22 protein-coding genes are annotated in these 20,089 nt (G+C 74.8%); 9 read left to right on the top strand and 13 right to left on the bottom strand.

Annotated features, from left to right (window positions below; translation table 11 throughout):
* Positions 1-32 precede the first annotated feature (32 nt).
* From ACIGG8_RS34435 to ACIGG8_RS34425, 3 genes are all read left to right on the top strand, one after another.
* A complete protein-coding gene (locus ACIGG8_RS34435) occupies positions 33-1,472 on the top strand; it encodes a hypothetical protein (RefSeq protein WP_396552561.1) in 1,440 nt (479 codons plus the stop codon).
* Between the two features lie 152 nt (positions 1,473-1,624).
* On the top strand, positions 1,625-2,728 hold the full coding sequence (locus tag ACIGG8_RS34430; protein ID WP_396552560.1) for an NADH:flavin oxidoreductase/NADH oxidase: 1,104 nt from the start codon (positions 1,625-1,627) through the stop codon (positions 2,726-2,728).
* A 193-nt stretch (positions 2,729-2,921) separates the two neighbouring features.
* Positions 2,922-3,344, top strand: a complete 423-nt coding sequence (locus ACIGG8_RS34425) for a carboxymuconolactone decarboxylase family protein (protein WP_350519505.1) — start codon at positions 2,922-2,924, stop codon at positions 3,342-3,344.
* Positions 3,345-3,358: 14 nt separating this feature from the next.
* On the opposite strand, the gene ACIGG8_RS34420 is transcribed toward ACIGG8_RS34425, so the two are convergent.
* Together ACIGG8_RS34420 and ACIGG8_RS34415 are read right to left on the bottom strand one after the other, a co-directional pair.
* The gene (locus ACIGG8_RS34420; protein ID WP_396552559.1) at positions 3,359-4,552 is read right to left on the bottom strand and encodes a sensor histidine kinase; all 1,194 of its coding nucleotides are present in this window, start codon (positions 4,550-4,552) and stop codon (positions 3,359-3,361) included.
* A complete protein-coding gene (locus tag ACIGG8_RS34415; RefSeq protein ID WP_350519503.1) occupies positions 4,549-5,223 on the bottom strand; it encodes a response regulator transcription factor in 675 nt (224 codons plus the stop codon). Before ACIGG8_RS34415 ends, ACIGG8_RS34420 begins: the two co-directional genes overlap by 4 nt.
* Before the next feature lie 158 nt (positions 5,224-5,381).
* Here ACIGG8_RS34415 and ACIGG8_RS34410 point away from each other — a divergent pair, with 158 nt between their 5' ends.
* Together ACIGG8_RS34410 and ACIGG8_RS34405 are read left to right on the top strand one after the other, a co-directional pair.
* Positions 5,382-6,002, top strand: a complete 621-nt coding sequence (locus ACIGG8_RS34410) for a M15 family metallopeptidase (RefSeq protein WP_396552558.1) — start codon at positions 5,382-5,384, stop codon at positions 6,000-6,002.
* Between the two features lie 122 nt (positions 6,003-6,124).
* Positions 6,125-7,045 carry an endonuclease/exonuclease/phosphatase family protein gene (locus ACIGG8_RS34405; protein ID WP_396552557.1) on the top strand — a complete coding sequence of 307 codons (921 nt, stop codon included), beginning with the start codon at positions 6,125-6,127 and terminating at the stop codon, positions 7,043-7,045.
* A 95-nt stretch (positions 7,046-7,140) separates the two neighbouring features.
* On the opposite strand, the gene ACIGG8_RS34400 is transcribed toward ACIGG8_RS34405, so the two are convergent.
* From ACIGG8_RS34400 to ACIGG8_RS34375, 6 genes are all read right to left on the bottom strand, one after another.
* Positions 7,141-7,611 (bottom strand): hypothetical protein, encoded by a 471-nt coding sequence (locus ACIGG8_RS34400; RefSeq protein WP_396552556.1) that lies wholly within the window; start codon positions 7,609-7,611, stop codon positions 7,141-7,143.
* 363 nt (positions 7,612-7,974) lie between these two features.
* Positions 7,975-9,009 carry a hypothetical protein gene (locus ACIGG8_RS34395; RefSeq protein WP_396552555.1) on the bottom strand — a complete coding sequence of 345 codons (1,035 nt, stop codon included), beginning with the start codon at positions 9,007-9,009 and terminating at the stop codon, positions 7,975-7,977.
* Entirely contained in the window at positions 9,006-9,905 is a 900-nt protein-coding gene (locus tag ACIGG8_RS34390; RefSeq protein ID WP_396552554.1) for a hypothetical protein, read from the bottom strand. Before ACIGG8_RS34390 ends, ACIGG8_RS34395 begins: the two co-directional genes overlap by 4 nt.
* Entirely contained in the window at positions 9,902-10,759 is an 858-nt protein-coding gene (locus ACIGG8_RS34385; protein ID WP_396552553.1) for a hypothetical protein, read from the bottom strand. The genes ACIGG8_RS34390 and ACIGG8_RS34385 overlap by 4 nt, the downstream gene beginning before the upstream one ends.
* A gap of 72 nt (positions 10,760-10,831) precedes the next feature.
* The gene (locus tag ACIGG8_RS34380) at positions 10,832-11,701 is read right to left on the bottom strand and encodes a hypothetical protein (protein WP_396552552.1); all 870 of its coding nucleotides are present in this window, start codon (positions 11,699-11,701) and stop codon (positions 10,832-10,834) included.
* Positions 11,702-12,155: 454 nt separating this feature from the next.
* Positions 12,156-13,139 (bottom strand): hypothetical protein, encoded by a 984-nt coding sequence (locus ACIGG8_RS34375; RefSeq protein WP_396552551.1) that lies wholly within the window; start codon positions 13,137-13,139, stop codon positions 12,156-12,158.
* Between the two features lie 224 nt (positions 13,140-13,363).
* On the opposite strand from ACIGG8_RS34375, the gene ACIGG8_RS34370 reads away from it, so the two are divergent.
* Together ACIGG8_RS34370 and ACIGG8_RS34365 are read left to right on the top strand one after the other, a co-directional pair.
* Complete coding sequence (locus ACIGG8_RS34370; RefSeq protein ID WP_396552550.1) at positions 13,364-14,500, top strand: alpha/beta hydrolase; 1,137 nt, start codon at positions 13,364-13,366, stop codon at positions 14,498-14,500.
* 99 nt (positions 14,501-14,599) lie between these two features.
* Positions 14,600-15,709 carry an RICIN domain-containing protein gene (locus ACIGG8_RS34365; RefSeq protein WP_396552549.1) on the top strand — a complete coding sequence of 370 codons (1,110 nt, stop codon included), beginning with the start codon at positions 14,600-14,602 and terminating at the stop codon, positions 15,707-15,709.
* 33 nt (positions 15,710-15,742) lie between these two features.
* Here ACIGG8_RS34365 and ACIGG8_RS34360 read toward each other — a convergent pair whose 3' ends face one another.
* Both ACIGG8_RS34360 and ACIGG8_RS34355 read right to left on the bottom strand, forming a co-directional pair.
* Complete coding sequence (locus ACIGG8_RS34360) at positions 15,743-16,153, bottom strand: hypothetical protein (protein WP_396552548.1); 411 nt, start codon at positions 16,151-16,153, stop codon at positions 15,743-15,745.
* A gap of 30 nt (positions 16,154-16,183) precedes the next feature.
* Positions 16,184-16,705, bottom strand: coding sequence for a peptidylprolyl isomerase (locus tag ACIGG8_RS34355; RefSeq protein ID WP_396552547.1), 522 nt, complete (start codon positions 16,703-16,705; stop codon positions 16,184-16,186).
* Between the two features lie 163 nt (positions 16,706-16,868).
* Between ACIGG8_RS34355 and ACIGG8_RS34350 the strand changes: the two genes are divergently transcribed.
* Positions 16,869-17,063 carry a hypothetical protein gene (locus tag ACIGG8_RS34350; protein WP_396552573.1) on the top strand — a complete coding sequence of 65 codons (195 nt, stop codon included), beginning with the start codon at positions 16,869-16,871 and terminating at the stop codon, positions 17,061-17,063.
* A 75-nt stretch (positions 17,064-17,138) separates the two neighbouring features.
* Entirely contained in the window at positions 17,139-18,092 is a 954-nt protein-coding gene (locus ACIGG8_RS34345; protein ID WP_396552546.1) for an NAD-dependent epimerase/dehydratase family protein, read from the top strand.
* A 7-nt stretch (positions 18,093-18,099) separates the two neighbouring features.
* On the opposite strand, the gene ACIGG8_RS34340 is transcribed toward ACIGG8_RS34345, so the two are convergent.
* From ACIGG8_RS34340 to ACIGG8_RS34330, 3 genes are all read right to left on the bottom strand, one after another.
* The gene (locus ACIGG8_RS34340) at positions 18,100-18,426 is read right to left on the bottom strand and encodes a DUF1330 domain-containing protein (RefSeq protein ID WP_396552545.1); all 327 of its coding nucleotides are present in this window, start codon (positions 18,424-18,426) and stop codon (positions 18,100-18,102) included.
* Between the two features lie 243 nt (positions 18,427-18,669).
* On the bottom strand, positions 18,670-19,338 hold the full coding sequence (locus ACIGG8_RS34335) for a hypothetical protein (RefSeq protein WP_396552544.1): 669 nt from the start codon (positions 19,336-19,338) through the stop codon (positions 18,670-18,672).
* Positions 19,339-19,529: 191 nt separating this feature from the next.
* Complete coding sequence (locus ACIGG8_RS34330; RefSeq protein ID WP_396552543.1) at positions 19,530-20,087, bottom strand: SMI1/KNR4 family protein; 558 nt, start codon at positions 20,085-20,087, stop codon at positions 19,530-19,532.
* Positions 20,088-20,089: the final 2 nt, after the last annotated feature.

Genomic DNA, 20,089 nt, shown 5'->3' with positions numbered 1-20,089 from the left:
GCGAGCCGCCCGCCGACGAGGACCGGGCCACGGTGCTGTACGAGCTGGGCTGTTCGGCGCTGCTGACCGATCCGGCGACGACGGTCAACCAGCTGCGCCTGGCGCTGGCCGACCCGTACGGGCCGGGGCCGGGGCTGCGGGTGGACGCGGTGTTCCGGCTGGCCCAGGCCCTGGCCCACAGCAACCGGGTCGACGAGGCGGCGGCGCTGTGCGCCGAGGAGGCCGCGCGGACCTCGCCGGGGCCGGGGCGGCTGCGCCTGGAGGTCGCCCACTTCATGTTCGCCGCGTTCCAGTCGCAGGACGCGGACGGGCCGGGGCGCTCCCGGCGGCTCGCGGAGTTCGACCGGATGCTGGCGACGGTCGGCCTGGCCTTCACCGACCTCGACGCCGGCGGCGACGCCGATGCCGGCGCGGACGGCGGCACGGGTGCGGGCGGGGCGGGCGCCGACGGGGCCGTGTTCGAACACGACGGCCTGGCCCACGCGGTGGCCGTGCTGCGCTGCTGGGACCTCACGCTGCGCGGGGTGGACAGCGCGGAGGCGATCGCGCTGGGCGAGTCCGCGCTGCCGGGCGGCCGGCTGCCGCGCAGCCTGGGCTGGACCAACACCACCTGGGGTTTCGAGCTGCCCGGGATCCTGGGCATCAGCTACCTCTACGCCGACCGGGTCGACCGGGCGGAGGAGCTGTTCGGGGAGGCGGTGCGCGCCTACGAGGTCGCCGGGTGGAGCGGCGGCCACCTCGGCTTCGCCTACCTGCTGACCGGCATGCTCCGCTTCCGCTGCGGGGAGCTCGCCGCGGCGGAGGACTACCTGCGCCGGGCGCTGCGCATCGCCCGGCGGTTCGGTCCGGGCACCCCGCTGTACTGGGACGCGGTCGGGGCGCTGACCGAGACCCTGGCCGCGCGCGGGCGGCTGGAGGAGGCGCTGGAGCTCGCGCGCGAGCACGCTTTCGGCCCGCCGTACCCGACGGTCATGGCGCTGCCCGACGCGCCGACGCTGTACGGGCGGCTGCTGCTGGCCCGGGGTGACGCGGCGGGTGCGGCGGCGACGCTGGCCGCCGCCGGGGAGGCCTTGGACGCGCGCGGGTGGCGCAACACGGTGTGGGCGCCGTGGCTGGGCCACCTGGCGCGCGCGGTGGCCGCCGAGGAGCCGGAGCGGGCCCGCGGCCTGGCCGGGGAGGGGGTGCGCCGGGCCCGGGTGTCGGGCACGGACTCGGCCGTCGGCAGTGCGCTGCGGCTGTGCGCCGCGGTGCACGAGCGGCCCCGGGCCGTGGAGCTGCTGACGGAGGCGGTCGGTCTGCTGGAGCGCTCGCCCGCCCGTTACGAGCACGCGCTGGCCCTGGTCGACCTGGGGGAGGCGCGGGGCTGCGGCGCGGGCGGCCGGGCGGCGCTCGCCCGGGGGCTGGAGCTGGCCGTGCGGTGCCACGCCGACGGCCTGGCGGAGCGGGCCCGGGCCCTGCTGGGCGCGGACTGAGGCAGGACGGGGGGCGGAGGCAGGACGGGGGCGGGGCCCTTGCAAATGCCCAGCGCGTGCAACTATCTTGAGGACATAAGTTGCAGCTGCAATCAGTTGCGCGGGCATGCACGCCGCCCCCGGCGCCGCCGACCCCACCGGGAGTCTCCGACATGAGCACCACCCTCTTCACCCCGTACACCCTGCGGGAGCTGACCGTCCCCAACCGGATCTGGATGCCGGCGATGTGCCAGTACAGCGCCCTGCCGGACGGGGACGCGGCCGGCGTGCCGACCGACTGGCACTTCACCCACCTCGCGGCGCGCGCCGCCGGCGGAACCGGGCTGATCATCACGGAGGCCACCGCCGTCAGCCCCGAGGGCCGCATCAGCCCGTACGACCTCGGGATCTGGAACGACGAGCAGGCCGCGGCCTTCCGCCGGATCACCGCCTTCCTGAAGTCCCAGGGCACCGCCCCCGGGATCCAGCTCGCCCACGCCGGGCGCAAGGCGTCCACCGAGCGGACCTGGGTCGAGCGCGGGCGCGCCCTCGCCGCCGACGAGGAGCACGGCTGGCAGCCGGTCGGCCCCGGCGCCGAGCCCTTCTCCCCCGGCCACGGCGCGCCGCAGGAGCTGACCGGGGAGCAGATCGGCGCGATCGTGCGGCAGTTCGCCGACGCCGCCCGGCGCGCGCTGGACGCCGGCTTCCAGGTCGCCGAGATCCACGGCGCCCACGGCTACCTGATCCACCAGTTCCTCTCCCCGCACACCAACCGCCGCACCGACGGCTACGGCGGCTCCTTCGAGGGCCGCATCCGCTTCGCGCTGGAGGTCGTGGACGCGGTGCGCGCGGTGTGGCCCGAGGAACTGCCGGTCTTCTTCCGCGTCTCCGCGACCGACTGGCTCACCGAGAACCCGCAGGACGGGCGCGAGGGCTGGACCTCGCAGGACACCGTCCGCCTCGCCAAGGAGCTCCAGGCGCACGGCGTGGACCTGCTGGACGTCTCCACCGGCGGCCTCGTCCCCGACGCCCGGATCGAGGCCGCGCCCGGCTTCCAGGTGCCCTTCGCCGAGGCCGTGCGCAACGAGGCCGGACTGCCGGTGGCCGCCGTCGGCCTGATCACCGACCCCGCCCAGGCGCAGGCCGTCGTCGCCGAGGGCCGCGCCGACGCCGTGCTGCTCGGCCGGGAACTGCTGCGCGACCCGTACTGGGCCCGCCGCGCCGCCGCCGAGCTCGGCGGCGAGGTCCCCTCCCCCGTCCAGTACCACCGCGCCTGACGCCCCGGCACATCTCCGCCCGCCGGGCCGTTGCGACAGTCCTCCCGGCGGGCCGGGGGTGTCGGGCTTGAGTTGGAGTGCACTCCAAGTCCTACGGTTCTGCCGTGGGTCCGGCCCGCCGCAGTCGGCGGGCACCGGACCGGTAGCGAGGGACGTGGCCGCCGACAGGGGCGGCCGGAAGAGGAGCAGCACGATGGACACGGCCGCGAACGACGCAGGAACCCGCCGGGAGCGCTTCGCGCACGGGATGGAGGTGCTCGACCGCATCGACGGCGAGGTCGGGCGCCGGGTCGTGGAGTCGCTGGACGACATCAACCCCGAGCTCGGGCACCAGGTCGTCGCCTGGGGCTTCGGCGAGATCTACAGCCGCCCCCAGCTCGCGCCGCGCGACCGCCAGTTGGTCACCCTGGGCATGCTCACCGCCCTCGGCGGCTGCGAGCCGCAGCTGGAGGTCCACGTCAACGCCTCGCTCAACGTCGGGCTCACCCCGGAGCAGATCGTCGAGGCGCTGCTGCACTCCGCCGCCTACTGCGGCTTCCCGAAGGCCCTGAACGCCACCTTCGTCGCCAAGAAGGTGTTCGCCGAGCGCGGCCTGCTTCCGGTCACCGGAACCTGACGGACCGGCGGCCCTCAGCCGCCGGACCCGGCAGGCCCGCTAAGCCCGGCAGGCCCGGCAGGCCCGGCGGTGGGCGGGGTCTGCGGCAGGGCGAGGGTCACCAGCAGGCCGCCGGCCGGGTCGGGGGTCAGGCGCAGCTCGCCGTGGTGGGCCTCGGTGACGGCGGCCACGATCGCCAGGCCCAGCCCGTGGCCGCGGCGGGCCGGGTCGGTCTCGGCGGTGCGCCCGCGTCCGCGCAGGAACGGTTCGGTGAAGGTGGCCACGGCCTGCGGGGTGAGGAGGGGGCCGGTGTTGGCGACGGCGAGGCGCACCCGGCCGCTCCGCTCGGGGTCGGGCCCGGTGGTGACGGTGACGCGGCCGCCGGCCGGCAGGTTGTGGCGCAGCGCGTTGTGCAGCAGGTTGACGGCCGCCTGGCGCAGCAGGACGGGGTTGCCGGTGGTCGGGGCGGGGCGCAGGTCGGCGGTGAGGGTGGTGCCGGAGGCCCGGGCCTCGTCGTGGACGGCGGCCAGGGCGTCGCGGGTGGTGTCGGCGAGGTCGACGGGGGTGAGGTCGGGCGGGGTGTGGCCGAGGTCGGCGAGCTGGAGCAGGGCCTCGCTGATCTCGATGCCGCGCTGGTTGGTGTCCTGGAGGCGGGTGACGAGCTTGCCCCAGTCCTGGCCGGCCGGGTCCGCGGCTGCGACCTGGAGCATGGTGCGGGTGATCGCCAGCGGGGTGCGCAGTTCGTGGGAGGCGTTGGCGGCGAAGCGCTGCTGGGCCTCGAAGGAGCGCTGGAGGCGTTCGAGCATCTCGTCGAAGGCGTCGGAGAGGTCGGTGAACTCGTCGCGCGGGCCGGTGAGGGCGATGCGGTGTTCCAGGGCGTCGCTCGCGGCGGCGTGGGCGGCGAGGGTGATGTCCTGCAGCGGGCGCAGCACCCGGCCGGCGATCAGCCAGCCGCCGGCCAGGCCGACGGCGGTCATCAGGGCGAGCGCGTAGCCGCCGGCGGTGAGCAGGGAGTCGAGGATCTCCTGGCGGGAGGGGGCGTCCGAGCGATAGCGCGGGTTGGAGGAGGTCAGGGGGTAGTTCGGGATGTAGCGCATGCCGACGTAGACCACGGCGAGGGCGAGGGCGCCGGCGGTGACCGCGAAGAGGGCGTAGCTGAGGGTCAGGCGCATCCGGGCGGTCAGACGGCGGGGGCGGGGGCCGGGCCGGGGACCGGGCCGGGTGGTCATCGGGTGGTGTCCTCGTCGCCGAGGCGGTAGCCGACGCCGGGCACGGTCTGGATCACCCAGGGGTCGCCGAGGCGTTTGCGCAGGCCGGAGATGGTGATGCGGACGGCGTTGGTGAAGGGGTCGGCGTTCTCGTCCCAGGCGCGTTCCAGCAGGTCCTCGGCGCTGATGACGCCGCCGCGGGCCGTCATCAGGACCTCCAGGACGGCGAACTGCTTGCGGGAGAGGGCGACGTAGCGGCCGTCGCGGTAGACCTCGCGGCGGAAGGGGTCCAGGCGCAGCCCGGCGTACTCCAGGACGGGCGGGGCGGCCTGGGCCGGGCGGCGGGCCAGTGAGCGCAGCCGGACGACGAGTTCGGGCAGGTCGAAGGGCTTGGTGAGGTAGTCGTCGGCGCCGAGTTCGAAGCCGGCGACCTTCTCGTTCAGGCGGGCGGCGGCGGTGAGCATCAGGACGCGGCAGCCCAGGCCGCGTTCGACGATGCTGCGGCAGACGTCGTCGCCGTGGGTGCCGGGGATGTCCCGGTCGAGGACGACGACGTCGTAGGCGTGGACGGCCAGGCGTTCCAGCGCGGCGTCGCCGTCGGTGACGATGTCGCAGGCGATCGCCTCCAGCCGCAGTCCGGCCTGGACCGCCTCGGCGAGGTAGATCTCGTCCTCCACCACCAGGACCCGCACGTGCCGTTCTCCCGCCTGTCCGTGTCGTTCGTCCCCCTATTGGACCCGATGGGGCCTATCGAAAACGTATCGGCCTGCGCAGACGTCCTCGCAACACCGTGCCCCGTCGAATGGTCCGGCAACGGACGAAGGACCACGAGGGACATCGGGAGGCAGGGATGGACGCGGTGCGCAGGACGGCACCCGGGCGGAGGGCCCGGGGCGGGCGGCGGACGGCGGCGGGGGCCGGGGCGGCGGCGGTGCTGGTGCTGGCCGGCGCGTGCGCCGCCGACCCGCCGGGCACCGGGGCCGCGCTGCGGACCCTGGCGGCCACCGTCGGCGCGACCCCCTCCCCGGCGGGGACGGCGGCGGACGGGGCGATCCCCGACGGCACGACGCTGAGCCCCTTCGACGACGGGGCCCCGGCCGTGCGCAACCTCGACAAGCCGCTGCTGGAGGCCCTGCGGCGGGCGGCCGGCGACGCGCGGGAGCGGGGCGTGGAGATGACGGTGACGTCCGGCTGGCGCAGCAAGGCCTACCAGCAGCGGCTGCTGGACCGGGCGGTGGCCAGGTACGGGAGCGTGGAGCAGGCCCGGCAGTTCGTCAACACGCCGGAGAAGTCCGCGCACGTCACGGGCAGGGCGGTGGACATCGGCCCGACCGCTGCCGACGACTGGCTGATCCGCAACGGCGCCCGGTACGGGCTGTGCCAGGTGTACGCCAACGAGATGTGGCACTTCGAGCTGCTCACCGCGCCGGGCGGGACGTGCCCGGCGCAGCTGCCGGACGCCGCCGGGTGAGGGGGCACGTGGTGTCCGCCGGTGCGGATGCGACCGCCGGTGCGCCCGAGGGCGTGGAGCGGCCGGCGCGGTGGCGGTCGGTGCCCCGGTGGCGGTCGGTGCCCCGGTGGCGGCGCGGGCGGGTGCCCGCCGTGCTGGGGCTGCTCACCGCGCTCGCCCTGGGCGGCCACCGGCTGCTGCCGGACCTGGGCGTCGGCCTGGGGAGCCTGTGGGAGAGCGCCCTGCCCTGGGGCGCCCTGGTGGCGGTCGCGGTGCTGCTGTGCGCGGCGCTGCGCCGGGCACCGCTGGCGGCCTGCGCGGGCGCGGTGGCGGCGACGGTGTGGGCGGTGCTGTTCGGGCCGCTGCTGCTGTCCGGCGGGGCGGCGGCGAGCGGTGCGCCGGCGGGCGGGGTGCCGGCCGGCGGGGCGGGCCTGACCGTGGTCACCCACAACGTGAACGCCCACAACCCGGACCCGGCCGGCACCGCCCGTGCGCTGCTCGCCGTCCACCCGGACCTGGTCGCGCTGGAGGAGGTCACCGACACCGCCCTGCCCGCCTACCGGGGCGTGCTGGACGCGGCGCTGCCCCACCACGCCCGCAGCGGCACCGTCGCGCTGTGGAGCCGCTACCCGGTGACGGAGGCACGGCGGCTGGTCATCGACCCGGGCTGGAACCGCTCCCTGCGGGCCGAAGTCCAGGCCCCCGGCGGGCCGTTGGCCGTCTATGTCGCCCATCTGGCCTCGGTGCGGGTGACCGCCGCCGGCTTCGCCACCGGGCACCGCGACCGCGACCTCGCCGCGCTCGGCAGCGCGCTGGACGGGGAGCCGCTGCGCCGGGTCCTGCTGCTGGGCGATCTCAACACCGCCGCCGACGACCGCGCCCTCGCCCCGCTCACCGGCCGCCTCGCCCCCGCCCGTACCGGTCTCGGCTTCACCTGGCCGGCGGCCTTCCCGCTGGCCCGCATCGACCACGTCCTCACCCGCGGCCTGCCGGCCGCCGCCACCTGGACCCTGCCCGCCACCGCCAGTGACCACCTGCCCCTGGCGGCGAGGTTCGGGGCGTAGGGCCCGTCTTCGAACCCCCGCCTGCGGGGCGACGCTCCCCGGCCCGGCGGCCGGGGAGGAGAGGACGGGCCCCGGCGGCTCCTGCGCTTCTCCCGTCAGCCGGTCATGCTGACGTCGCGGCAGTCGCCGGTCGGGGGGCACAGGTACAGGGTGAGGATCTCGCCCTGCTCGGGGATCCGGATGCCGTAGGAGACGAAGGTGACGAGCTTGCCGCCGCCGAGGTCGACCGTGCGGCTGTGGACGGGGCCGAGGACGTGGTCGGTGGCGCCGGTCGCCCTGACGTCCGCCACCCGGCCGTGGAAGGCGGTGACGGCGTACCACTCCGTTCCCGGAGGCGGGCCGGAGGGCACGGGCTGCCCGACGGTCATGCCTTCGATGGAGCCGAACCCGACCGTCCCTCCGGCGTTGTCCGCGAGGTCGACGGCCGCCCAGCAGGCGTCGATGCTGTCGATCAGCCAGAAGACCTCGGCCCGGGTCCGGCCGTCGGTGTCGAGCACGGCCAGGGTCGACAGGGTCGGCGCCGGGCACTGCTCGGGCCGTACGCCCTCCCGGGACAGGCGGTCCACGATCCACCGGGCCGACGGCGGGGCGGTTCGGGCAGGGCCACCTTGTGGCGGTCGGGCCCGCCGCTCCCGATCAGGCTGCAGGCGGTTGTGGCCACCAGCAGTACCGCCGCGCACAGAGCCCCCGGCATGCGGTTCATCGCGTCCCCCCGTAGCGACCGGCCGTGGCGGCCGTCCCGGCGGCCGTCGGTGGCGGCCGCCGTCCCAGGTTCCGCCCCGGCGGGGTGGCCGACAAGGCTTCGGAACGTCCCGGATCGGTCCCGAGTCGGCACGGGGGCAGGCCGGTTCGGTGCGCGGGAAGTCGGGCGGGCCGACTTCCCGCGCACGCCGGGCCCACGCCGGGCCCGGGCACGGCCTGCCCGACGGTCAGGCCAGCAGGTCGGACTGGAGGGTGACGACCTGACGGAACGGGGCGCTGGGGATGCCACCGGGGTTGGTCATGGTGACGACGGCCAGGATGTCGGCGGCCGAGAGGTAGGCGACGCGGGCGGTGGGGTTGCCCTTGGCGGCGGTCGCGGTGGACTCCAGGGCGGTCAGCTCGACGCCGGGGACGTCGGCCCAGTCGTGGTGGTCGGTGGACTTCGTGTCGACGGCCGCCTTGGGACGGCCCTTGGAACGCAGCGAGGTGTAGGTGTCCCAGGACTCGCCGGCGGAGCCGAAGCGCAGCAGCCGGATCTGGGTGCGGGTGCCGTCGGAGGCCGTCCACTCCCGGACGGTGGCCGCGCGGCAGGCGTTCTGCAGGAGCAGTTCGCGCAGCTTGGCCGGGTCCTGCTGCTCGGCGAGGATCGCGTCGCAGGGCACCCAGCCCGCGACGGCCGTGGCGGCCGGGGTGGCCGGGGTGGCGGCGGGGGTCGCGGGCTCGGACACCGACGGGGACGCCGACGCCGACGGGGACGCCGGGGCGGTGGGGGTCGCCGCCGGGGCCGGGAAGGTCGGCGCGGTCACCGAGCCGCCGGCCTCCTTGGGAGCCGGCAGCAGCAGGTGGCGCAGGTCCGCGTAGTGGAGGGACTTGCCCTTGCCGTCCGGCGCTGCTTTACCGGAGGGCAGCGGGGGAAGGGTCAGCGGCGGGAAGGTGTAGCGGCCGTCGCCCGCGGTGGCCAGGCCCGGGATGTCGGTGCGCTCGGGGGCGGTGACGGCCAGGGCGGTGCCGGTGCCGGCGAGGGCGAACACCAGGGCGGCGCAGCCCCAGCGCACCGCGGCCTTGCGGCGGCGGGCCCGGTGGGCACGCTCTTCCGCGACGGCTTCCGGGGTCAGCGCGGGCTGGGTGAACTCGACGGCCCCGATGGCGGTTTCGGCGCCGTACGCGGGCATCGGCGGAGCGGAGGGAACCGGCGGCGCGGGCGTCCCGGACGGCGGGAGCGGGTCCGAGGCGGACTGCGGCGGAGTGGCGTGGTCGGTCATACGGCGGCTCCGGGGCGGGCGAGGCGGTCGAGCTGCAGGGTGAAGAGGGCGACGATCTTGTCCTTGGGCAGCGGTGCCACGCCCTCGGCGTTCATGACGACCAGCAGGTCGCCCTCGGCGGCCGAGCACTCCAGGTAGTCGATCGGCGCGGACGGCGGCGCCGGCATCAGGTAGCAGTGCGCCTCGGGGTGGCCCGGGATGGACGGGCCGATCCGGAACAGGCCGGTGTCCCCGGTGAAGACCGCGGTGTACTCGTTGATCCGCTGCACTTCCTGCTGGTTGAACTGGCGCAGCTTCAGGCCGATCACCAGGTCGTCCCCGCCGGCGAGGTAGGAGCGCACGCCGGTGGCCTTGACGTGCAGGCCCTCCCAGTAGGAGCGCAGCTTGTCGCGCTTCTCCTTGGGGACCTGCTGGAGCTCGGCGTCCAGCTGGGCGGCCAGCTGCTCGCCGTTCAGCTCGGTGTCGTTGCCGTAGACGCCGTCGTCCGGCCCGGGTTCGTAGCCGGCCGGGACGGGCAGCAGCAGGTCGCGCAGCGAGCCGAAGTGACTGCCGTTGGACTTGGCGCCGTACGGGGTGGCGGTCGCGCTCGGGGTGGGAGCGGTGGACGGCGCGGCGGCGGCCGGGGCCGGGTCGTCGTACTGGGTCTTGATGATGCCGACGCCGATGGCCACGCCGACCAGCGCGGCCGCGACCGTCGCGGCGCCGGCGCGCAGCAGCAGGCGGGCGGCGGGGGCCGGAGCGGCGGGGGCCGGCACTTCGGCGGCCGGCACTTCGGCGGGGGCCGGCGCTTCGGCGGCCGGCACTTCGGCGGGGCTCGGGGGCTCGGCGGGCGGCTGCTCGGCGGCGGGCGGCTGCTCGGGCTCGGCCGGGTTCGCGGTCACGGTGTCGTCGTTCATGCGAGGCGCTCCCACTGCCGCTTGGCGAGGTCCTTGAGGACGTCGGCGCTCACCTGCTGGGTGCCGAAGACCTCGATCGTCATCTGCAAGGAGCCGCGCTTGGCGACGGCCTCGCCGTAGTAGTACTGGTCGGTGCTCTCGGCCCAGTGGCGGGGTGCGGTCTCCACCTTGTAGCCGCCGTTGGCGCCGTCGGCGAACGGCACCCAGCTGGAGGACTTCGCCTCGTCGGCGTGGTCCGCCGTGTACTGGATCAGCGCGACGCGGTAGCGGATGTCGTCCTTCTTCCAGTCCACCTCGGCCGCGCGCCGGAAGCCGCGCGAGGCGAGGTCCCGGAACGCGAAGGCCGCGTCGCCGCTGTGCTCGGCGATCTCGCCGATCGAGGTCCAGCTGGGCTTGTCCGGGTTGTCGCCCCAGGGGACGCTGCCGTCGGGGGCGGTGATCAGCAGCTTGGTCAGGTCGCCGTCGATGGCCAGCGGCGCGGGCTGCTCGGCGGCGAGGGCGGCCGGGTCGACCGTCCCGGCCGGGTAGGACGGGCGCGCGACCTGCAGCGGCGGCAGCGGCGTGGGCGGGCGCTGGGCCTGCACGGCGTAGCCGACGCCGCCGCCGGCCAGGGTGCCGAGCACCAGGGCGCAGGTCGCCAGCAGCACCGGGCGGGGGCGGCGCGGGGTGCGCGGGGTGCGCGCGGGGCCGGTCTCCAGCAGGTCGCCCGGCCCGGCGACGGACGGATCGTCGGCGAACGTCCCGGCGGCGGGCGCGGGCGGGACGGCGGGCGCGGGTGCGGGCGCGGGTGGCGCGGGCGGGACGGACGGCGCGGCGGGCACGGCGGGTACCGGCTCCGCGGGTTCGGTGGTCACGGAAGTGGCTCCAGAGGAGGAGGGGAGGGTGGCGTCGGAGGTCGGGCGGCGGCGCGCGTGGGCGCGCGGGGCTCAGCCGCCCGAGGCGAGCCAGTCGCGCTGGCGCTTCATCAGCTCGCTCAGCAGCGCCTTGTCCGGCGTGCCCTTCACGTCGACGTCGATCGTGTACTGGACGTCGCCCTGGCTGGCGATACCGGTCATCGAGCCGGTGTACGCCTGCTGCTTGGGCTTCTTCAGGTAGCCGCGGGCGTCGGGGAGGCCGTCGAGGTCGATCGGGTCCTGGGACTTGACCGTGTAGCCCTTGACGAAGTCGGTCGCCATCGCGCTCGAACCGAAGTGCAGCAGGGTGACGGTCACCTCGACCTTGCCGTCGGCCGTCCGGTACATCCGGGTCGCGCCCTCCTTGTAACCGTAGGAGGCGAGGATGTCCTTGATGCCGTCCTGCTTGCCGAAGATGTCGGCGACGTCCTCGTCGGTCATGGTCATCCCGTCCGCGGGCCCGTACGACTCGCCGCCGGCGGGGATGGGGAGCAGGAAGTAGCGCAGGTCGCCGGCGTGCTTGCCGCCGCTGACCGTGCCCTTGACGGTGCTGACCGGGGCCGGCACCGAGGGGACGGCGGTCGGCACCGGGACGGGCTCGGCGGTGGGCGACGGGCTCGCGGTGGCGCTCGCGCTCGCCGTCGGAGCGGCGGTGACGGCGGGGGCGGCGGGGGCGGCGGCCGGGTGGCTGTCGGGCTTGCCGACGGCGACGGTCACCGCGGCGCTGGCCGCGGTGACGGCGAGCAGGCCGGCGGTGGCCAGCGCGACGCCGACGGCACGCGGCAGCCGGCGCGCGGGCGGCTGCGGCTCGGCGGGCGCAGTGGCCGGCTCCTCAGCGGGCACGGGCGGCTGTGCCGGTGCCGGAGGTTCGGCGGCGGCGCTCTCGTTCTCGGGCTCGGACAAGGGACTCCCCCAGGGAAAGAATGCGGATTCCCACGCGCGGGGTCCCTCGTGGGAACCGCTCCCCCAGTGGGTTCTCCGGACCGTCCGTCACGCGTGTCAGCAGGAATTATGAGAGTCACCTGACAGCGCTGCCAACAAAATGAATCACCGCACTCTCCCCCATTGGCCGACGAACCGGACACGTCGTGATCCAACCGCAACGGGCCGCGGGCCGCGGGCCGCGGGCCGTGTGACGATGTCGCGGCCGCCTCACCGCTCGGCACGGAAACCGGCCCGGGGGTGTGGCCGGGTTCCCCGGCGGTAGGAGCATCCTCGGGCGGACCGCACGACGGGGGGAGGACGCCCGATGGCGGACGGGGAACGCGGGCGCCTTCGCCGTTCACCTGGCCGAGTGGGCGAGGGGCGCGGACCTGTGGGGCGAGCGGCGGGCCGCGGCCCCGGCCCCGGCCCCGGCTCACAGCCACCCCCGGCGGGCCGCCTGGACGCCGGCCTGGAAGCGGGTGGTGGCGCCCAGGTGGGCGAGGAGGGTGGACACCCGGCGCACCACGGTGCGCCGGCCCAGGCCCAGGCGGCGGGCGATGGCGTCGTCGGTGGCGCCGCTCGCCATCAGGGTGAGGATGCGCCGGTCGCGTTCGTCGATGCGCAGGTCGACGCCGGCCACGCTGGCCGGCACCGCCAGGCGCCACAGGGTCTCGAAGACGCCGGCCATGGCGTGCAGCAGGCCGGAGGGGCGGATCAGCAGGGAGACCACGCCGGGACGGTCGTCGGCGGGCAGGGTGACGATGGCGAGGTCGTCGTCGGCGATGGCGAGCTTGAGCGGCGGCTCGTCCAGGGTGCGGGCCTGCTCCCCCGCCTCCACCATGCGCGCCATGTTGGGCCCGGCCACCGGGTCCTCGAACGCGCAGCCCTGGTAGATGGCGCGGTAGACGACGCCCGCGGCCATCCGGCGGCGCTGCAGCACCTCCTGGTCGGCGTAGTGGGCGCTGTTGCCGGAGTACGGCGGTACGTCGATGACCCGCACCTGGTGACGGGCCACCAGCTGCAGGCGGCGGCTGGCGGCGAGCACCTCGGCGGGGTCTTCGACGACCTCCAGCGCGCCGTAGCTGCCGGTGTCGCGCCGGGCGAAGCGGTAGAGGCGTTCCAGTTCGGCGCCGGCCCGGCGGGCGGTGGCCTGGCGCAGCGCGTCGCGCTGCAGCACCGTCTCGACGACCCGGCCGGGCGGCAGCGCCTCCCAGGCGTGGTCGCGGTCGTCGGCGCTGCCGGCGGTGTCGAAGGCGACCGCGACGCCTTCGTCCGCGAGGTCGCGCAGGACGGCGAGGACGGTGTCCTCGTCCAGGCCGGTGCCGTGCGCCAGGTCGGCGACGCGGGCGCGCGGGCGTCCGACCAGGCAGCGGTAGACGCGGCCGCGTTCGCTGTCCGGTTCCAGGACGTCGTGCACGATCCACCCCCCGGTCGTCGTGTCCTGCCGCCCGGCCGTACCGGGTGGCCGGGGGAGCCTACCCGGTGGGTGGCCCACATGCGCCAGTGGCCCAGGTGCGCCGCCGGGGGATCTGGCGCGGAGGCGGCCCGCGTGGCGAGAGTTGTCGATGTTCAGACATCCCCTGTGAGGCGGACCGTCAGGACAGCCCGCCACCACCGACCGTCGAAGGCCGAGGACGACCCATGACCCCAGCCCGGCTCCTGCCCGCCCGGCGGCACCGCGCCCGGACGGCCGTCGCCGCCCTGGCCGCCGGCCTGCTGCTGCTCGCCGCACCCGCGGCCGCCGCCGTGCCGAGTGCAGCCGATCCCGCCGCCCGCTCGCAGGCCGCGGACCCCGCCGGGCCGCCGCCGCTGACGGACGGCTTCGGACTGACCCAGGTCGGCACCGCCACCGGCAGCGCCACCGACTTCGTCATCACCGTCACCACGCCCCAGGTCTCCGGGCAGCACGCCATCCGGATCCTGCTCCCCGCCGACTACGCGCAGCACCCCGAGCGGCGCTACCCCGTGCTGTACTTCCTGCACGGCGCCTCGGACGGCCCGAACGACCCGGCACTGGCCTACCCCGCGCTGACCGCCGCACAGTCGATGATCACGGTCATCCCGGACGGCGGCCTGCGCGGCTGGTACACCGACTGGCTCGACCAGGGCACCGCCGCCGGCGCGCAGAACTGGGAGACCTTCCACCTGAACCAGGTCCTCCCCTTCGTCGACGCCAACCTGCGCACCCGCACCGACCGCGCCCACCGGGCCGTCGGCGGCCTGTCCATGGGCGGCTTCGGCGCCCTGCACTACGCCCAGGACCGCCCCGAGCTGTTCGGCCAGGTCCTCACCATGTCCGGCGCCAACGACCTGTCCACCGACGAGATGATCCTGCGCGGCGCCGTCGTCGCCATGCTGACCAACGCCGGCACCGTGCTGTGCGGCCCCAGCGACGGCCACCCCTGCGGCTTCGACTACGGGCCCACCGTCTCCAGCGACGCGATCTTCGGCACCCCGTACCCGGTGTTCAACGCCGACTGGCGCTGGAACGCCGCCGACCCGGCCTCCCGGCTGGCCCTGCTCGCCCACACCGGCATCGCCGTCTACACCGGCAACGGCAACGGCAACCCCGCCGACATGGAGTTCTGGGCCGAGGGCACCGCCAAGCGCGTCAAGGACCGCCTGGACGCCCTCAAGCTGCCGTACCACTACGTCGACTACGGCGACGGCACCGGCTGGGGCGCCGACTGCCACGGCGGCCACACCGCGGGCTGCTGGGCGCAGGACCTCGTGGACTACGTCCCGCGCCTGGAGGCGGCCTTCGCCGCCGCGCCCTGAGCCCCGGCCCGTCCCTCCCCTTCTCCCCTCCCCTTCTCCCCTCACGTCTCCATCCGCGTCTCCACCCGCGTCTCCACGCCCGACGAAAGGACACCCTCCTTGCCCACCACCACGACCCCCGGCCGTACGGCGCCCTGGCTGCGCCTGCTCGCGGCCTTCCTGGTGACCTGCTGCGCCGCCCTGGGCCTGGCCGCCGCCCCCGCGCACGCCGCCGCGCCGGCCCCCGCGCCCGCCGCGGCCCCGGCCGCCGCGTGTGCCACGCCGCAGCAGTGCCTGACCATCAAGTCGCTCAGCAACGGCCGCCAGCTCGACGTCCAGAACGGCAACACGGGTGACGGCGTCTACGTCGTCACCAACTCCGCGCCCGGCTACCACCAGTCCTGGCGGCTGAACGTCGACACCTCCGACTACACCTTCACCATCGTCAACAACGACACCGGCAAGTGCATCGACCTGGCCTCCTGGTTCGTCCCGGTCCTGCGCCAGCAGACCTGCGGCGGGCAGGCCAGCCAGCGCTGGTTCCTGCAGCCCGCGCCCGGCGGCGGCGACGCGTTCTTCATCCGCCACGCGGGCGACAGCACCTGCCTGGACCTGCTCAGCGGCGCCCAGTACGACGACGCCTGGACCGACCAGTACGCCTGCAACGGCACCGTCAACCAGCAGTGGGCCACCGGCTTCCCGCAGGCCGCCCGCGCCCTGGCCGTCGACCACGCCGCCAAGCAGTGCCAGAAGGACGCCTCCACCTGCTCCTGGGCCGTCCAGAGCGAGGCCCCGGCCGCGCCGCTGCCCCGGGTGTGCTCCTCCGCGGTCTGGTTCAACAACACCAGCGGCACCGTCCAGCAGACCTTCGCCGTGAACGACACCAGCGGCTGGTCGAGCACCATCGGCAGCACGCTGAGCTCCACCATCTCCGGCGGCACCCCGGGCGTGTTCACCGCAGCCGTCACGTCCGCCATCACCTTCACCAACGTCTGGAACGGCTCGCGCAGCGTCAACAACGCCGTCAACGTCACCGTCCCGACGCAGCAGTACGGCTGGGTGACGCTCGCCGAGGTCGCCCGCAAGGTGACCGGCTCCTGGACCTTCGACGCCCACGGCATCCCGTGGACCGCCGACGACACCATCACCATCCCGGTGACCTCCGACCCCAACGCCGGGCCGACCCTCTACGTCGCCAACACCAGCCCGACGTTCACCAGCTGCAGCTGACCCGCACCCGTCCTCCGTCGGCCGCCGCCCGCACTACGGGCGGCGGCCGTCCGCGTCCTCCCCGGGACCGCCGCCCTCCCGGGCCAGCGCCTCGCGCGCGGCCAGGCGTCCGGCCACCCGGAAGGAGTGCTCGCGCGAGTCGATCTCGTGCACGACGGTGAAGTGCACCACCACCGCCAGCGCCACGGTCCGTCCCGGCGCCCGCTCGGCCAGTTCCTCGCGCACCCCCTCGGCCAGCGCCGCGTGGAACAGCGCCAGGTAGTGCGGGTCGGAGTCGCCGTGCACCGTGGCGTCCGGCGCCACCTCCAGGCGCACGCCCTCCTCCCACGGCTCGAAGTCCACGGTGACGATGGCCACGTCGCAGGGGCAGCCGGTCTGGCGGACGTAGCGGGCCTGCACCCCGCGGATCGGGTGCGACGGGAAGCTCTGCGGTGCGACGCTCATCGGGGCCCTCGGCTCCTCGGGTCCTCGGGCTCAGGACCAGGTGATCTCGACGGACTCGACCACCACGTCCTGCACCGGGCGCTCGCCCTCGGTGGGGGCGGCGGCGATCGCGTCCACCACGGCCTTGGACGCCGCGTCGGCGACCTGGCCGAAGATGGTGTGCTTGCGGTTGAGGTGGGTGGGGGTACCCACCGTGACGAAGAACTGCGAACCGTTGGTGCCCGGGCCGGAGTTGGCCATGGCCAGCAGGTACGGCTTGGTGAAGAACAGCTCCGGGTGGAACTCGTCCGCGAAGGCGTAGCCCGGAGAGCCGGAGCCCGTGCCGGTCGGGTCGCCGCCCTGGATCATGAAGCCCGCGATCACCCGGTGGAAGAGCGTGCCGTCGTAGTACGGGCCGCTGCCCGGCTCGCCGGTGCGCGGGTCGGTGTACTCGCGGGTGCCCTCGGCCAGCTCGGCGAAGTTGCGGACCGTCTTCGGCGCGTGGAACGGGAACAGCTCCAGGCGGATCGGGCCCGCCGTCGTGTGCAGGGTGGCGAAGCGGGCGGTGGCCACGGGTGACTCCTCGGGTGCGGTGGACGCGTGGGGCGGTCGGGGGGACCGGCTACGGCATCCTGGCACAGCCTCGGGGTTCGCAGCCGAACCGGGTGGAAGGATCCGCACGTGGAACGTACCGGAGGGGTACGACGGTCGTACGGAGGAAGGGCAGGTGGCCGAGATGATCGGTGCGGTGCTGATCGGGATCCTGGTGCTGGCCGTCGCCGGGTGCGGGTGCGTGGTGTGGGCCGACCGGGGCGGGCCGGCGTGGACGCGCGTGGTGGCGAGCGTCACCGTCCGCGCCGGCGAGGTGCTGCCCGCCCTCCTGCGCAGCTGGGGCCGGAAGAACAAGAACAGCGGCGACAGCGGCGACTGAGGCGGGACGGAGGGACGTCCCCGGACACCTGACGCGCCGTCTCCTGCCGCCGGGGGCGCCGATAGGGTGGGGCCGGTGAGCTTCCATCTCGTCGTCGGACACGGGCCCGCCGGGGCCGCCACCGCCCGCCTGCTGGCCGAACAGGGCCACGAGGTCCGGGTCGTCACCCGCTCCGGACGCCCCGCCCAACAGGCCGTCGAGGGCGTCGAGCACCTCGCCCTCGACGCGAGCGACCCCGCGGCCCTCACCGCTGCCGCGCACGGCGCCGTGGCCATCCACGGCTGCGCCGCGCCGCCGCTGCCGCAGTGGGCCGCACGTTGGCCCGCCCTGTCCGCCTCGCTGTGCGCGGCGGCCGAGGACAGCGGCGCGGTCCTCGTCATGCTCGGCAACCTGTACGGCTACGGGCCGCAGCCCGACCCCGCCCGCCCCCTGACCGAGGACCTGCCGCTCGCCGCGACCGGCCCCAAGGGTCGGGTGCGGGCGGCCGCCTGGGAGCAGGCACGGGCGCTGCACGAGGCCGGGCGGATCCGGGCGGTGGAGGTCCGCGCCTCCGACTTCTTCGGCCCCGGCGTCACCGACGGCGGCCACCTGGCCGCGCGCGCGATGCCGGGCCTGCTCAAGGGCCGCCCCGTCGCCGTCCTCGGCGACCCGGACGCCCCGCACAGCTGGACCTACCTGCCGGACGTGGCACGGGCGCTGGCCGAGGTCGCGGGCGACGAACGGGCCTGGGGCCGGGCCTGGCACGTGCCCACCGCCCCCGCCGCGTCGGTGCGCGCGATGGTCGGACACCTGGCCGCCGAGGCCGGCACCGCCCCGGTCGCGGTGCGCCGCCTGTCCCCCGTCCTGCTGGGCGCGGCCGGCCTGTTCTCCCCCCTGCTTCGCGAACTGCGCGAGACCCGCTACCAGTTCGACCGGCCGTTCCTCATGGACTCCACCGCCTACGAGACCGTGTTCGAGGTCCGGGCGACGCCACTGGAGGAGCAGGTCGAGGCCACGGTCGCGTGGTGGCGCGAACGGCTGGGGTCCTGACGGCAGGTCAGTGCTTGAGCGCGTCCGCCCCGCGGTAGCCGACCGGCACGCCCTCGACGAGGATGATGTCGGCGGCCATGTGCCGGGTGCGCAGCGGCAGGATCTCCCGGTAGGCGGGCGAGTCCCACCAGGCGCGGGCCCGCTCCATGTCGGGGAACTCGATGACGATCGTCCCGCCCGTCCCCCAACGCCCCTCCACCGTCTCGTACGTGCCGCCGTGGACGATGAAGCGGCCGTCGAACGGGTCGAGGGTGGCGTCGATGCGCTCCAGGTACTCGACGATGTCGGGGCCGAACTCGACCGAGTGGACCTGGGCGATCGCGTAGGCGGTCATGGCGTGCTCCTGAGGGGTTCGTCGCGGCACCGGGCCGCGTCTGCGTCTGACGTCTCCGACAGTAGGCCGCGCCGGGCGGGGGCCGAATCAGTCACGTATCGGTAGGGGGTGACGCACTCACCCCTACCGATACTGGACGGCCCGTCCGATCACATCGCCATCCGTCGGCCCTGAACCCCACCGTCCCCGCCCGGAGTTCGCGCCGAGGCGGGGACGGGTCACAGCCGTTGGTGCCGCGCCGCCTCATTCGGTTGAGAAGTCGCTCCACGACCGGACACCCGAGGCGACGTCGAAGACCTCGGAGAGTGTCGAGAAGAAGGCGGCATCGCCGTTCCCGACCCAGAAGTACCGCTTCTCCGGCGACTCCTCGTCCCACACCATGAAGATCCCCACCGTGCCGTCGCCGTTCACCAACACCGGCGCCAGCACAGCGTCCTCCGAGAGCCCCTCGTCAACGTGTACGTCGATGCCGGTGATGGTGTCCAGGAAGCGGAGCGCGCGAGACAGCGTGTCCCCTGACGGCCAGTCCCGCCATCCCAGGAGAGGCATTCCGGACCGGAAGTTGTCCATCCCGTCGGAGAACTCCAGGAATTCGCGGTAACCCGGCTCGATCGGCTGCCGCAGCCACCCTTCGAGCTCCGCGATCCGACTCGCACCGGCCGGTGGCCGCAGTCCCGGAGGCGCCGCCAGAGCGGAATCCGGGTCCGATCGATGATCACCGGTCCTCGCCGCCACGAGCCTTTCGATCCACTCAGTCAATTCGCACCAATCCATCGTCGCCCTGCACCCACTACCGAGCGCCGGTGTCACCACCGCGAGGTCGCCGTGGTACTGGACGTGCCCGTACCGTTCCACGAACGCACGCCAGTCCGAGGGCAGTTCGACGCCGAGCCGCTCGACGGACCCGCCCACCGCACCTCGAAGGGCTCATGGCCGGGGTCACCCATGATCTCCCCGAGACGGCCGATGCTGCTCGTCATTTCCCGTCCTCCCCGGTCACCGAATGGACGTCGCGCCCCATACTCCGGCGGCTCGTCGGCGGGGCGCTCGGGCTCCGGCGGAGAAGCGGATCCCACCGAGGGATCCGCCTCCGACCTGGCCGCTCAAGGCGACAGCGAGCGCCACATGTCCGGACCCATGGATCGGTCGATCAGCTCGCCGGAATCGGGGAGCTCTCCCGTCAGGACGGCGGCGAGGAAATCTGCCATGCCTCCGTCGAAGCGGTTCATCTCACCCGTCGTGTAGCGCCACACCACGACGGGCCATTGATTCGGGTCGGCAGCCGAGGTGTCCCAACAGAAGTAATCGGAGGAAGTGTTGTTGGCCCACGCGAACAGGCCGCCATCCGCCGGGAACGGCTCGTACGGACGGCCGAGTTCGGGGGACCACTCGTACCACTCCTCCAGCATCTCCCCGACGTCCGTGTTGAACTGGTGAAGACCATCGAACCGCTCCCCGTCCGGGACGCCGGCCCTGAGGGAGGGCGCCACCACCAGCAGGTCACCGAAGTACTGGACGCGGCCGTACCGTTCCACCAGCTCCCGGAAGTCCGCCGGCAGTTGGATGCCGAACCTCTCGACGGCCCCCTCCCAACGCACCTCAACCGGTTCGCGACCGGGATTCCCCATGATCGCCTGAAGTCGGCCGATGAAGTCGCCCATAT

It is taken from the genome of Kitasatospora sp. NPDC085464, from assembly GCF_044541955.1.
Taxonomy (GTDB): domain Bacteria; phylum Actinomycetota; class Actinomycetes; order Streptomycetales; family Streptomycetaceae; genus Kitasatospora.
The sequence above is the reverse complement of the archived record's forward strand: the minus strand, read 5'-3'. Positions and strand labels throughout refer to the sequence as shown.

Bases quoted from the DNA above. Each gene is read 5' to 3' on its own strand.
- ACIGG8_RS34420 (WP_396552559.1), bottom strand. From the start codon at position 4,552: ATGACCACCCGGCCCGGTCCCCGGCCCGGCCCCCGCCCCCGCCGTCTG.
- ACIGG8_RS34430 (WP_396552560.1), top strand. From the start codon at position 1,625: ATGAGCACCACCCTCTTCACCCCGTACACCCTGCGGGAGCTGACCGTC.
- ACIGG8_RS34410 (WP_396552558.1), top strand. From the start codon at position 5,382: ATGGACGCGGTGCGCAGGACGGCACCCGGGCGGAGGGCCCGGGGCGGG.
- ACIGG8_RS34340 (WP_396552545.1), bottom strand. From the start codon at position 18,426: ATGACCGCCTACGCGATCGCCCAGGTCCACTCGGTCGAGTTCGGCCCC.
- ACIGG8_RS34390 (WP_396552554.1), bottom strand. From the start codon at position 9,905: ATGAACGACGACACCGTGACCGCGAACCCGGCCGAGCCCGAGCAGCCG.
- ACIGG8_RS34360 (WP_396552548.1), bottom strand. From the start codon at position 16,153: ATGAGCGTCGCACCGCAGAGCTTCCCGTCGCACCCGATCCGCGGGGTG.
- ACIGG8_RS34425 (WP_350519505.1), top strand. From the start codon at position 2,922: ATGGACACGGCCGCGAACGACGCAGGAACCCGCCGGGAGCGCTTCGCG.
- ACIGG8_RS34330 (WP_396552543.1), bottom strand. From the start codon at position 20,087: ATGGGCGACTTCATCGGCCGACTTCAGGCGATCATGGGGAATCCCGGT.
- ACIGG8_RS34395 (WP_396552555.1), bottom strand. From the start codon at position 9,009: ATGACCGACCACGCCACTCCGCCGCAGTCCGCCTCGGACCCGCTCCCG.
- ACIGG8_RS34370 (WP_396552550.1), top strand. From the start codon at position 13,364: ATGACCCCAGCCCGGCTCCTGCCCGCCCGGCGGCACCGCGCCCGGACG.
- ACIGG8_RS34350 (WP_396552573.1), top strand. From the start codon at position 16,869: ATGATCGGTGCGGTGCTGATCGGGATCCTGGTGCTGGCCGTCGCCGGG.